The organism is Rhodococcus sp. P4_B6 (assembly GCF_056402215.1).
The window spans coordinates 1-11,855 of record NZ_JBFUHV010000224.1 but is presented as its reverse complement, the minus strand read 5'-3'; the positions used below and the strand labels follow the sequence as shown (position 1 = coordinate 11,855).

The window sequence follows — 11,855 nt, the reverse complement described above, 5'->3', positions numbered from 1 at the left end:
TCGAAGATCTTGCCGCCGATGCTCGAGTATTCGCCCTCGGTGTTTTCCCGCACGACGTAGAAGTCGACGTCACCGGGTTGACGGCCGGTCAGCGGGCTGGTGATGCCGCGGAGCAGTTTGACCGGGCGCAGGCTCACGTACTGGTCGAAGTGGCGGCGGAACTGCAGCAGGCTTCCCCACAGGCTGATGTGGTCGGGGACCACGTCGGGCCAGCCGACGGCGCCGAAGAAGATGGCGTCGAACTGATTGAGTTGGTCGAACCAGCCATCGGGCAGCATTGTGCCCGTCTTGGTGTAGTAGTCGGCGCTGGCGTAGTCGAACTGCTCGTAGTCAATGTGGAAGTCGAATGCCGACGCCGCGGCTTCGAGGACCCGCAGTCCCTCCGGGACGACTTCCGTGCCGATCCCGTCGCCGGGGATGACTGCGATCCGATGTGTTGCGCCCATGGTGTGGTGACTTCCCTTCGGGGTCCAGAAATCCTGGCGTGCAGCACTATCGGCGCTGCCGCCGGGGATGATTCGGGTGTTTGGTTATGGAGGCCGGTGAGGGGACCGGTCAGGCCAGCTCGCGTGAGGTCGCGCCCTCGCGTTCCTCGAGGGCGCGGATGGCGCTGGCGGTGAGGCTTTCCGTGATGTGTCGCCGCATCAGCTCGCCGGTGCCGGACACATCGCCCGCGACCACCAGGTCGAAAAGTTGGTGGTGCTCGTCGAGGTCGCGGATGCGGGGTTCGTCTCCCGGCGGAAGTTCGAGGCCGACGCGGCGATACCGGTCGGACTTGTCCCAGACGTCGTCGAGCAACCGGATCAGCACGTCGTTGTGGGAGGCGACGTAGAGGGCACGGTGGAACTCGCGGTGGGCTTGCAAGCCCTCTTCGCCCCATTGACGGGTGACCGGCACCAGTCGGTTCAGCGCGGAGCGCATGAACAGAATGTCCTGATCGGTGCGCCGTGCAGCGGCCAGTTCGGCGGCGGTGGGGTCGAGGGAGAGTCGGACCTCGAAGAGCTGACGGGCCTCCTGTGCGCTCATCTGTGCCACTCGCACGTCGCGGTGCGAGTCCATCTCCACGAGCCCTTCGCTGCTCAGACGGCGGATCGCCTCGCGCAGCGGGGTGATGCTCATCTTGAGGCTGTCGGCGAGTTCGTACTGCGCCAGGCGTGATCCCGGGGTGAGTTCGCCGCTCAAGATCAGCCGACGTAGCTCGCCGTATGCCACGTCGCCCTTGCTGGAATAGACGTTCATGACGTTCGTCGACTGCATGTGCCCTCCCTCACCCAAATCCTCGGTCTGTGCTCCCGGCCACAAATTGGCTCTTGTGTCCGGCGCCACGATCAGTCTAACATCGCTCTTGCATCTTATAAGTCTTATAAGCGTTATAAGACGAAAGAAAGTGAGGAGAGGAAGCACATGAAGATCATTTCCGTACACGAGGGCATCGTCCCGATCAGCTCGTCCATCCGGAACGCCTGGATCGACTTCAGCAAGATGGACTGCTCGATCGTGGCGATCGTCAGCGACGTCATGCGAGACGGCGAGCCGATCGTCGGCTACGGCTTCAACTCCAACGGCCGCTACAGCGCTGGCGAGATCCTGCGCCGCCGCGCCATTCCCCGACTCCTCGACGCCGACCCCGAAGCCCTGCTCGACGAGGCCGGCGACCTGGACCCGACCCGGGCCTGGGACATCATGATGAAGAACGAAAAGCCGGGCGGTCACGGCGAACGTTCGGTCGCGGTCGGTGTCATGGACATGGCCCTGTTCGACCTCGCGGCGAAGATCGCCGACAAGCCGCTCTACCGCTACCTGTCCGACAAATACGGGGACGGCCAGCCCGACGACTCGGTCTTCGTCTACGCCGCCGGCGGCTACTACGCGCCCGGCAAGACCCTGAAAGACCTGCAGGACGAGATGCGCGGCTTCCTCGACATGGGCTACAACGTCGTCAAGATGAAGATCGGCGGCGCCGACCTGGCCGAGGACCTCGAGCGCATCGACGCCGTCCTCGAGGTCCTCGACGGTGACGGCTCCCGCCTCGCGGTCGACGTCAACGGCCGCTTCGACCTGGCGACCGCCCTCGAATACGGCAAGGCCATCGAGCCCTATAACCTGTTCTGGTACGAGGAGGTCGGCGACCCGCTCGACTACCGCCTCAACGCCGTGCTGTCCGAGAACTACTCCGGCCGCATCGCCACCGGCGAGAACCTCTTCTCCCTGCAGGACGCCCGCAACCTGATCCGCTACGCCGGCATGCGACCGGACCGCGACATCATCCAGGTCGACCCCGCCCTGAGCTACGGCCTGACCGAATACCTGCGGGTGCAGCAGATGCTCAAGGACCACGGGTGGTCCTCGCGCCAGTGCATCCCGCACGGCGGACACCAGTTCTCCCTGCACATCGCCGCCGCACTGAAGCTGGGCGGCAACGAGTCCTACCCGGGCGAATTCCAGCCGACCGGCGGCTTCGCCGACGGTGCGGTCGTCGAGAACAGCCAGGTCGGGCTCACCGAGATCCCCGGCATCGGTTTCGAGGGCAAGGCCGCCTTCTACAAGGTGCTCCGCGCACTGCACCACTGACCCCCACCCTCCATGGTTCCGGCTGACGCGGGGACCGCCACCTGGTCCGATGTGCGAAGGAGCACTCGCGATGACTACTACCACCATGTCCCCGAGCCACACCGAACCTGAACGCTCGCGGCTCAGCCGGCTGATGCGCGAGTTGTGGTTCCAAGTGCTGCTGGGGGCGGTCCTCGGAATCACGGTCGGCGTCCTGCTCCCGGACGTCGGCGCCGCGCTCAGCCCGTTGAACGACTGGTTCATCAGCATCGTCAAGATGATCGTCGTCCCGGTCGTGTTCTGTGTGGTCACACAGAGCATTTCGTCGATGGACAGCCTCCGGAAAGCCGGCCGGATCGGTGCCAAGGCGCTCGGCTACTTCATGGTCCTGTCGCTGCTGTCGATGCTCATCGGGCTGGTCGTGGCCAACGTCTTCAAACCGGGCGCGGGCATGAACATCAACCTCGCCGAGCTCGACACCGAGAGCATCCCCGGCGCCGGCCAGGCCCACGGCGCGGTCGACTTCATCGACCGCATCATCCCGACCAACCTGTTCGGTGCCGTCACCGGCAACGAAATCCTTGCCGCACTGCTGGTCTCGATCGTGTTCGGCTGCGCCCTCAACGTCTCCGGCGAGAAGGCCGCACCGATCAACGACGGCATCTCGGCGCTGACGTCCGTGGTGTTCAAGATCGTCGGCTGGGTTATGCGACTGGCCCCGATCGGCACCTTCGGCGCCCTGGCCTCGGTCGTCGCCAAATACGGCGCCGAGAGCCTGCAGCAGCTCGGCTACCTGATCCTGCTGTTCACCGGCACCTGCGTCGTGTACGTCATCGTGGTGCTGGGGGTCATCAGCCGAGCCTGCGGTGTCGGCCTGTTCTCGCTGATGCGCTACCTCAAGGCCGAACTCCTGGTCGCCCTGAGCACCTGCTCGAGCGAGGCGGTGCTGCCGCAACTGGTCCGCAAACTCGAGGACCTCGGTGTCGGCAAGCCGGTCGTCGGCATCGTGATCCCGTCCGGGTTCTCGTTCAACCTCGACGGATCCGCGGTCTACCTCACGATGGCCTCACTGTTCCTCGCCCAGGCAGTCGGAATCGACCTGTCCTGGCAGCAACAGCTGATCATGGTCGGAGTCATGATGCTGACCAGCAAGGGAACCGCCGGCATCGCAGGCGGAGCGTTCATCGTCCTCGCCAGCACGATCACCGCCGTCGGCCACGTCCCCCTCGCCGCACTCGCCCTGATCGTCGGTGTCGACCGCATCCTCAACGAGGGCAGGGTCTTCATCAACGTTCTCGGCAACGCGATGGCCACCATCGTGATCGGCAAGTGGGAGAACGACTTCGACGCAGAGAAGGCACGAGCAGCGCTCGGTGCCGGGCCCGGCAAGCACGAAGAAGCCGGAAAGTAACCAACAGTGCTGACATGACAGGGCGAGGTGGCCGCGGCGACGCGGCCACCTCGCCCTGCCGCATTCGGCCGCAACACACACGAACTCGAGAGGAAATGACCTGTATGTCACGCGTTCTGGTGACCACCGACTACCTCGGTCCCGGTGACGACATCGACGACCTTCTGCGCCGGCACGGACACGAGGTGACCTACGCACCCGCTCGCGGTGCCCGCAGCCGCGCGGAAGCGTTGGCGTTGTTCGACGGAATCGACGGAGCCGTCATCGCGAGCGAACCGGTCACCGCCGACATGCTCGAAACCGCCACGTCCCTGAAAGTCATCGCCCGCAGCGGCGTCGGCTACGACTCCGTCGATCTCGCGGCAGCCGCCCGCCACGGCATCCGGGTGTGCAACACCCCCGGCGTCAACCACGACGCCGTCGCCGAAATGACGATCGCCCTGATCCTGACGACCGCCCGCAAACTTCCCGCCGTCCTCGGCGGAGTCCGGGACGGCCGCTGGCCCCGTGACGCCGGCCGCGAATTGCGCGGATCGACACTCGGTGTCATCGGCTATGGACCCAGCGGCCGGGCGGTGGCCCAACTCGGCCTGGCGTTCGGAATGTCGGTGGCCGTGCACACCGCACACCCCACCGACAACCCGGGCATCGAGTTCGTCGACCTCGACACCGTCACCGCCACCGCGGACTACCTGTCGCTGCACACCCGCGCCGCCGCCCAGGCCGGGCACCTGATCGACCGCGAACGCCTGCAGGCGATGAAGAACACCGCGATCCTGATCAACACCGCCCGTGGCAGCCTGGTCGACGAGGACGCCCTCGCCGACGCCCTCGAATCCGGGGACATCGCCGGCGCCGCACTCGACGTCGTCGCCCAAGAACCCCTACCCACCGACAGCCGGCTCCGCGGCCTCGACAACGTGCTCATCACCTCACACCTGGCAGGTCAGACGGTCGAGGCCCGCAATCGAGCTGGCCTCGCCGCCGCCCAGGCCGTGATCGACGTCCTCGCCGGCCGCGAACCAACACACCCCGTCGACCACCTCTGACCCATACGTACCCCGACTCGCCCGAGAAAGGTAGAACACCCGTGACAGAGCAACTCTCGACACCTCCCCGCACCGTCGACGCCGAGATCGCCCGGACCTGGCTGCTGGTCAACGCCACCCGGACCGACACCTTCGATACCGCGCACCAGTCCTGCGCCGACCAAATCGTGCTCGACATCGAAGACGCCGTCGACCCCACCGCGAAACCCACCGCCCGCGCCGACGTCGCCCGATGGCTGGAAGAACGTTCGGCGTGGGTCCGGATCAACGACCACTCGACCCCGTTCTGGTCCGACGACGTCGACACTTTGAGGGGCCTTCCCGGCCTGGCCGGGGTGATGCTCGCCAAGGCCGAGTCCGCTGAGCACGTGACCGAAACCTTCGACCGTCTCGGCGGCGTGACCCCGGTGCTCGCACTGATCGAGTCCGCCCTGGGCATCGAGGAAGCCCCACAGATCGCACGGGCTCGAGGTGCCTTCCGCCTGGCCTTCGGCAGCGGCGACTACCGGCGCGACACCGGCACCGCCGCCGACGACCTCGCCATGGCCTACCCGCGCTCACGCCTGGTCATCGCCAGCCGACTCGGCAACCTCCCCGGCCCGATCGACGGCCCCACCGTCAGCAACGACCACACCGTCCTGCACGAGAAATGCACGCTTGCGGTCACCCTCGGGCTGACCGGCAAGCTGTGCCTGGCCGTCGACCACGTGCCCGTCGTCAACGCCGCCATCAGCCCCACCACCGACGACGCCACCTGGGCGCGGGACTTCCTCGCCGACTTCGAAGCCCGAGGCCGCATCCTCCGCGACGGCAGCGACCTGCCCCGTCTGGGTCGCGCCCAGAAGATCGCCCGGCTGGCCACGGCGTTCGGAGTTCTCTCGCCATGAACGCCGCCCACCCTGCAGTGCACAGCGTCTGTGCAGCCACTGCTGATCCTCATGATGCGAGGTAGCGCCGCATGTCGTCCTCTACCCTTTCGACCCACCTGTATGCACAGCGGACCGACTTGTGGGACTGGCAACTTCGCGCCACCTGCCGACAGGTCGAAACAGACCTGTTCTTCCCCCAAGAAGGCGAAACCCATCACGGTCGACGGGGCCGCGAACGGGCAGCCAAACGATTCTGTCGAACCTGCCCGGTGCTCGCCCAATGCCGCACCCACGCCCTGGTCGTCGGCGAACCCTTCGGAATCTGGGGCGGCACCACCGAGGGCCGACCGCCGGTTCCGCATCCCCCGGCCACCCGGACGCACGCCTACCCCACGCCATAGCGACGGCCGGCCTCCCGTGCCCCGACGGTTGACCATCTCCCACAGCCACCCACCCCCGGGCAAACGACCGCCCCGATCCCGAACTGCTGTAAACGGATCCACTATCGCCACGCGTCCCCTCACGGCACCCACCCACCGAGAAAGCGAGAACATGCCCCTCTTCGTCGTCGAATACACCTACTCCGCCGTCACCGATGCAGGACGCGATGATCACCGCACCGCACATCGAGACTGGCTCGCCGACCTTGTCGAACAGAAGACCGTGATCGTCTCCGGCCCCTACGCCGACGACTCGGGCGCATTCATCGTCGTCGCCGCCGACACCGCCGAGATCGTCGAAGGACTCTTCACCCATGACCCCTTCGTCGCCCACGGACTCGTGCCGCCCACAGGATCATCGAATGGACACCGGTCCTGGGCACGCTCAGCCACTAACCGGCTGGCGCAGCGATACCACCCGACGGTGGGCACCGCCCTCCGACCGGCCGGAGCCGCAACGGTGACGCCTGACCGGCAGCACCCGCAGGCCATGAATCCTCTGCACCGAGCGAACACGACTGGCGCAGAGAATCCACCCGGCCGAGAGCGACATTCTCCCGTTGGCCGGCATCTTCGACTTCTGGCGCAACCCCGACGTCCCCGACAACGATCCGGACGCCTGGCTGATCACATTTTGCGTGATCACAACCAACTCGACCGACGATGTGGGACATATCCACGATCGGATGCCGATGAGCGTCGCCCCGGAGAACTGGGCGGACTGGCTCGACCCGACCCGACCAACACCGACGTCGACCACGCCCGATCCTTGATGGCACCGCCGGCCACGAAGGCCACCGTGCTTTCAGACCACCAAGAACGAGACCGGCCTCGATAACCCGGTCCGTGAGTCGGCCTGGTACCGGCACATCACCTTGTCGATGGCCGCGGCCGCCTTCCTGATGATCCTGCGCCGCGGCGCTCAAAAGGGGATCTCCAGCCGGTGCCCGAGATCTAATACCTCTGACCATCAACGAGATACGGCGATTGTTTAACCGCGTCGCCTGTCCGGTACGACATGCCCTCGTCCACGTCTGGCACCGGTTGAACTGGCGCCGCGCCAGCCAGGTCAAAGCCCGCGCCTGTCACTACAAACGCCGACATCACAAACTGTCGTTGAAGTACTAACTACCTAGGGCTGCGGGTCCGTTCCACTATCCACGCAGCGATCTGCGTGCGTGAGTTGAACCCGAGTTTCGTGAGAATATGTTCGACATGGCCTTGGACGGTGCGTTGGGATATCACCAGACGGTTTGCGATCGCCTTGTTGGTCAGGCCCTCGGCGACCAAGTCTGCGACCTGTCGCTCGCGTTTGGTCAGCGCTTCAGTTGAATCAGACTCCTGCACAGAGGATTTTGGTTGCTCTCCTAGGGCGTAGATGGCGGCAGCGTCGAAGCTCAGGAGACCACCGTCCCTGTAGGCCTTCTCGAATGCACGCTGACCGAGTGCCTGGCGAGTCCGCCGCACACACTCCTCGTGGTAGATGACAAGGGCGGGGAATATCGCCGTTGAACTGCCTACCGACTGTCCCAGCGTCTCGGCGGCGCCCATCAGCATTGCGGCGCGCTGCGCGTTGTTCTCATCGCAGGCCCATGCCAGCGCCTCCAGACACGTTGCTGCCAGGATCGGGTCATCCACTTGTCGGCTCAACGTCAGGCCCTGTTCCAATATTCGCACCGCTCGATCGCTTTGACTCTGCCGCCACGCAGCAACGCCCAGGGCCCACAACGCAAACGACTGGTACACAGATTCGCCATGCGTTTGTGTAATGGCGAGTGCTTGGTCAATGCAGGCCAGGGCCCGGGGTGCGTTTGCTTGTAGCAGGTAGGCCCACCCGAGCGCTAGCAACGCGTTGATTCTGACCTCGAGGGCGGCGTCGTCGTGGGTGTCGATGGATGCAAGTGCCTCGTTCAGGTATTTGCACGCGCGGGCGGGGTCACCACCAAAGAGCGCCAGGGTTCCGGTCGCGTGGGTGGCGAGTGCGTGCACGGTCGGATCGGCCGTCTGCTCGGCCAACGCCCGTCCCTGCTCGACGAGGGCGGTTTCCGCCGCCAGGTCGCCCTGCATCCCGGCGAGAGCGCTGTTGGCATACAGGGCTTTGGCTCGTTCCACCGTTGGCTGCGCGGGCTGTCTGGCCAGGGCGCGATCAAGCCAGCGCCGGCCTTCGCTGAAGAGCGAACGGGCTAGCCAGAAGGAGTAGAGGGCGGTGGCGATCCGGACACCGGAATCGACTTCTGCGTCGTCCTCTTCCGACAAGGCGAACTCCATCGCTTCCCGCAGGTTCGGCTGTTCGCGTTCGAGGCGGCCGATCCAGTCCAGCTGTCGGGGACTGATCCACCCGGCCGCGGCATCGAGCGCCAACTGCTGATACCAGTCCCGATGCCGTCGGCGAAAGTTAGCGTAGTCGCCAGCTTGCTCCAACTTCTCGTGGCCGTAGTCGCGTAGGGTCTCGAGCATCCGGAAGCGCACCACAGCGCCAGCGTCCTCCCGGATCAGGATCGACTTGTCGACCAGCGAGGTCACCTCATCGAGCAGATCACTCGGCGGCAGATCGTCGGCGCACACGTCTTCCGCTGCGTCCAGTTCGAAACTACCGGCGAACACTGACAGACGCGCCCACACTCGCTGTTCCTTGGCTGTGCACAGCTCGTAACTCCAATCCATCGACAACCGAAGCGTCTGTTGTCGTGTCGGCGCCCCGCGACTACCCAGGGTGAGCAGTGCGTACCGATCGGTCAACCGATCCAGGATCTGATCGGCGGACATGGCGCGCAGCCGGGCAGCCGCCAACTCGATCGGCAGCGGTAGGCCGTCGAGCTTGTGGCAGATCCGCGCCACCGTGAGCCGGTTGTCCTCGGTGAGTTCGAATCCGGGCACCGCGGTGGCTGCTCGTTCTGCGAACAACGTCACGGCGTCGTACCCGGGCAGGCCCCGAAGGGACGGTTGACGGTCGGGGGAGGGGATTGTGAGCGGGGGAACCCGCAGGACGGCTTCCCCGCCGATGCCGAGCGGTTCGCGGCTCGTAGTCAAGACGTGTAGTTCCGGGCAGGCGCGCAGCAACCTTTCCACCAGCCCAGCGGCTTCTCCGACCAGATGCTCGCAGTTGTCCAGCACGAGCAGGAGGCGGCGGGATGTGAGGAATTCTGCCACCGCGTGTTCGAGCGGGCGTGATGACCGATCCCGCACGCCCAGAGCTGCTGCCACCACATCGACCAGTAACGATTCGTCGCGCAACTCATCCAACTCGGCAAAACACACACCATCACCGAAACCTCGGCGGACATCCTCAGCCACCCGTAGTGCCAGACGGGTTTTTCCGACGCCACCGATTCCTGTGAGCGTCACCAGCCGCGAGGACGACAACATCTTCTTCGTGTCGGCTATTTCCCGCCGCCGCCCGACAAAGCTGGTCAGTTCGAGGGGCAGGTTTCCCGCGCCTCGCGTGGCTGGCTGCGACCGGGGCGTGCGCTGACCCGCAGCGCTGAACTGTGCCGCACGCGGTTCCGGACCCGGTCGGGACTCGCCAGGTCCGGCGAGCAGGGCCATCTCCTCGACAGGGAAGCCGTGATCGAACTGGACCTGGCGGAGTTCGTTGCCGAACTCGACGGCGCTGTGCGGACGTGCGCGCGGTTCTGGAGACATCGACCGTTCAATCAGGTCGCTCACATCATCCGGGATGCCCTGTTCGCGCAGATCGGGAACAGGTTGGGTGGTGATCCGGAGGAACTGTGCGACCACTTGTTCACCGCTGTGGCGTTCGAAGGCGGCGTGGCCGGTAATCGCACAGAACAGGGTGGCTCCGAGACCGTAGACATCGGACGCCACGCTGGGGGCATCACCGCTGAGCACCTCGGGGGCAGTGAACGCCGGGGATCCGGTCACAACCCCGGTTGCAGTCTTGAACCCGTTGGCGATGTGAGCGATCCCGAAATCGGCCAGCGCGGGCTCCCCGTAATCGGTGAACAGAATGTTCCCCGGTTTTACGTCACGATGAAGGATGCCGAGTTGGTGAGCGGTCTCCAACGCGCCTGCCAACTTCACCCCGAGATGCAACGTTTCAGCCAATCCCATTGGCCCTTGCCGGCGAACCTGGTTTTCCAGAGAGTCCCGCGGGTGGTACTGCATCACGATGAAAGGTCGCTCGCTGTTGGTGGTGCCGGCATGGAGGACGCCCACGATGTTCGGGTGGCCGGTGAGGCGTCCCAGTGCCTGTTGCTCGCGAAGAAAGCGCGCCCGGTTGTCGTCGTCGAGGTCTGCGGTGAGAACCTTCACCGCGACGGTGCGGTCCAGCAGAGTCTCGACACCGCGATACACGATGCCGAATCCACCACGCCCGACTTCATGCACATCCTCGAATCCGGCAGCGTGCAACTCCGCCACCACCGCGGGGGCCGGGGCGCGCTGAGTCTCGAGCGGATCACCTTCGACCATCGTTCGTTTACGCTCGACCTGTCGGCAACTTTGTACGATGCAGCATCCGCATCCTCTCGATGACGCGCCTTCAGGATATCCCCGACACGTTCTCACCAGGACCCGAGCCCCATCCGCGGAGCTGCCGCACCGTACGGCCGATGTGCGATGGAGAAGTTCTACCAGAACAGCACACAATCCCGCCCACCTCGATCAGTACTCGAGGCCAACGATCCCGACACAGGTTTCCTCGATGGGACTGGTCAAGGCACGCAGATAGACGGTGGTGAAAGCAGTCCATCCGCGAGGCCAGTGACTCCACCGTAATCCGGCGTTTGCGACCATTTGTTCCCTTCCCACAATCCCATCCTCTGCAGGTGCGGGCTCAATTCGGCGCCGTGCACGGTTGCGAGTCGATGATCGCCGCCGACAGCCGACAGCCGACAGCAGCGGGCGGCCGGTCCGCACACCGCACCGATCCCGTAGCGCATCGTGGATGTGCCGCCGCGCACCGTGTGCATCCAGCGAGTGAACATGTCGTGACGCTGGGCGGCGGGAACCTCGCCGTTAGACAACAAGGCGGGGTCGAGAGCCTGTGGAATGAAGAGCAGCTCGGCCGGTAGATCGCGAAGGCATGAAACCCGGCTCAAGGCCGCAACTCGGCAGACCAAGGGACGTCCTGCCGGAACACCTGGCCGTATCGCGATCCCTGTTTGCCGCTGATTCAGCCGAGGCGCGTAGGACGGTCATGCAGCTTGTCGACGATACGGGCTTCGAACCGATCGATGCTGCCGTTCTGGCCGAATCGTGGCGCCAACAACCGGGAACACCGGCCTACTGCACCGAACTGAGTCAAGAGGACCTCGGGCCAGGCCCTCTCGGTGGCTGATAAGGACAAGGGACCAGTTCGGCTTCTTTAACCGTCCCGAGCCATGACTCGTACTCGGTATGCGCTGGGCGCCCACGCCGTGGCATCGGGAAGCACGGACATGTCGCCGCAATGAACTCGCCACGGTGTGACGGTGGACAAGACGGCGTGGCCGGACCGGATGACCGCCTGCAGCGCGCGATGGACACCACAACCTCCGCCCACGCCGGMACCTAAGCTGGCCGGTAACCCGATATG

9 protein-coding genes and 2 pseudogenes are annotated in these 11,855 nt (G+C 65.2%); 8 read left to right on the top strand and 3 right to left on the bottom strand.

Features of this window, described 5'->3' with window-relative positions:
- Together AC1DWT_RS45560 and AC1DWT_RS45555 are read right to left on the bottom strand one after the other, a co-directional pair.
- Positions 1 to 446 (bottom strand): isocitrate/isopropylmalate family dehydrogenase (locus AC1DWT_RS45560; protein ID WP_477925789.1); only part of this gene is annotated, 446 nt, incomplete at its 3' end.
- Between the two features lie 109 nt (positions 447 to 555).
- Positions 556 to 1,257, bottom strand: coding sequence for a GntR family transcriptional regulator (locus tag AC1DWT_RS45555; protein WP_164063363.1), 702 nt, complete (start codon positions 1,255 to 1,257; stop codon positions 556 to 558).
- Between the two features lie 147 nt (positions 1,258 to 1,404).
- On the opposite strand from AC1DWT_RS45555, the gene AC1DWT_RS45550 reads away from it, so the two are divergent.
- The 8 genes and pseudogenes from AC1DWT_RS45550 to AC1DWT_RS45515 all read left to right on the top strand — a co-directional run.
- Positions 1,405 to 2,571 (top strand): mandelate racemase/muconate lactonizing enzyme family protein, encoded by a 1,167-nt coding sequence (locus tag AC1DWT_RS45550; protein WP_477925788.1) that lies wholly within the window; start codon positions 1,405 to 1,407, stop codon positions 2,569 to 2,571.
- 70 nt (positions 2,572 to 2,641) lie between these two features.
- On the top strand, positions 2,642 to 3,961 hold the full coding sequence (locus AC1DWT_RS45545; RefSeq protein WP_283352404.1) for a cation:dicarboxylate symporter family transporter: 1,320 nt from the start codon (positions 2,642 to 2,644) through the stop codon (positions 3,959 to 3,961).
- Between the two features lie 104 nt (positions 3,962 to 4,065).
- Positions 4,066 to 5,010, top strand: a complete 945-nt coding sequence (locus tag AC1DWT_RS45540; protein WP_477925787.1) for a phosphoglycerate dehydrogenase — start codon at positions 4,066 to 4,068, stop codon at positions 5,008 to 5,010.
- 41 nt (positions 5,011 to 5,051) lie between these two features.
- Positions 5,052 to 5,897 carry an HpcH/HpaI aldolase/citrate lyase family protein gene (locus AC1DWT_RS45535; RefSeq protein WP_477925786.1) on the top strand — a complete coding sequence of 282 codons (846 nt, stop codon included), beginning with the start codon at positions 5,052 to 5,054 and terminating at the stop codon, positions 5,895 to 5,897.
- Positions 5,898 to 5,968: 71 nt separating this feature from the next.
- Positions 5,969 to 6,280, top strand: a complete 312-nt coding sequence (locus AC1DWT_RS45530) for a WhiB family transcriptional regulator (RefSeq protein ID WP_477925785.1) — start codon at positions 5,969 to 5,971, stop codon at positions 6,278 to 6,280.
- A gap of 151 nt (positions 6,281 to 6,431) precedes the next feature.
- Positions 6,432 to 6,715, top strand: a pseudogene (locus tag AC1DWT_RS45525) (YciI family protein).
- A 164-nt stretch (positions 6,716 to 6,879) separates the two neighbouring features.
- Entirely contained in the window at positions 6,880 to 7,092 is a 213-nt protein-coding gene (locus AC1DWT_RS45520; protein WP_477925784.1) for an SOS response-associated peptidase family protein, read from the top strand.
- A gap of 27 nt (positions 7,093 to 7,119) precedes the next feature.
- A pseudogene (locus AC1DWT_RS45515) lies at positions 7,120 to 7,277 on the top strand (IS701 family transposase); the annotation flags it as partial.
- A 170-nt stretch (positions 7,278 to 7,447) separates the two neighbouring features.
- Here the strand turns inward: AC1DWT_RS45515 and AC1DWT_RS45510 are convergent.
- Positions 7,448 to 10,750, bottom strand: coding sequence for a protein kinase domain-containing protein (locus tag AC1DWT_RS45510; RefSeq protein WP_477925783.1), 3,303 nt, complete (start codon positions 10,748 to 10,750; stop codon positions 7,448 to 7,450).
- Positions 10,751 to 11,855: the final 1,105 nt, after the last annotated feature.

Excerpts from the sequence above, each read along its gene's own strand:
- AC1DWT_RS45530 (WP_477925785.1), top strand. The coding sequence starts at position 5,969 with ATGTCGTCCTCTACCCTTTCGACCCACCTGTATGCACAGCGGACCGAC.
- AC1DWT_RS45550 (WP_477925788.1), top strand. The coding sequence starts at position 1,405 with ATGAAGATCATTTCCGTACACGAGGGCATCGTCCCGATCAGCTCGTCC.
- AC1DWT_RS45545 (WP_283352404.1), top strand. The coding sequence starts at position 2,642 with ATGACTACTACCACCATGTCCCCGAGCCACACCGAACCTGAACGCTCG.
- AC1DWT_RS45510 (WP_477925783.1), bottom strand. The coding sequence starts at position 10,750 with ATGGTCGAAGGTGATCCGCTCGAGACTCAGCGCGCCCCGGCCCCCGCG.
- AC1DWT_RS45540 (WP_477925787.1), top strand. The coding sequence starts at position 4,066 with ATGTCACGCGTTCTGGTGACCACCGACTACCTCGGTCCCGGTGACGAC.
- AC1DWT_RS45555 (WP_164063363.1), bottom strand. The coding sequence starts at position 1,257 with ATGCAGTCGACGAACGTCATGAACGTCTATTCCAGCAAGGGCGACGTG.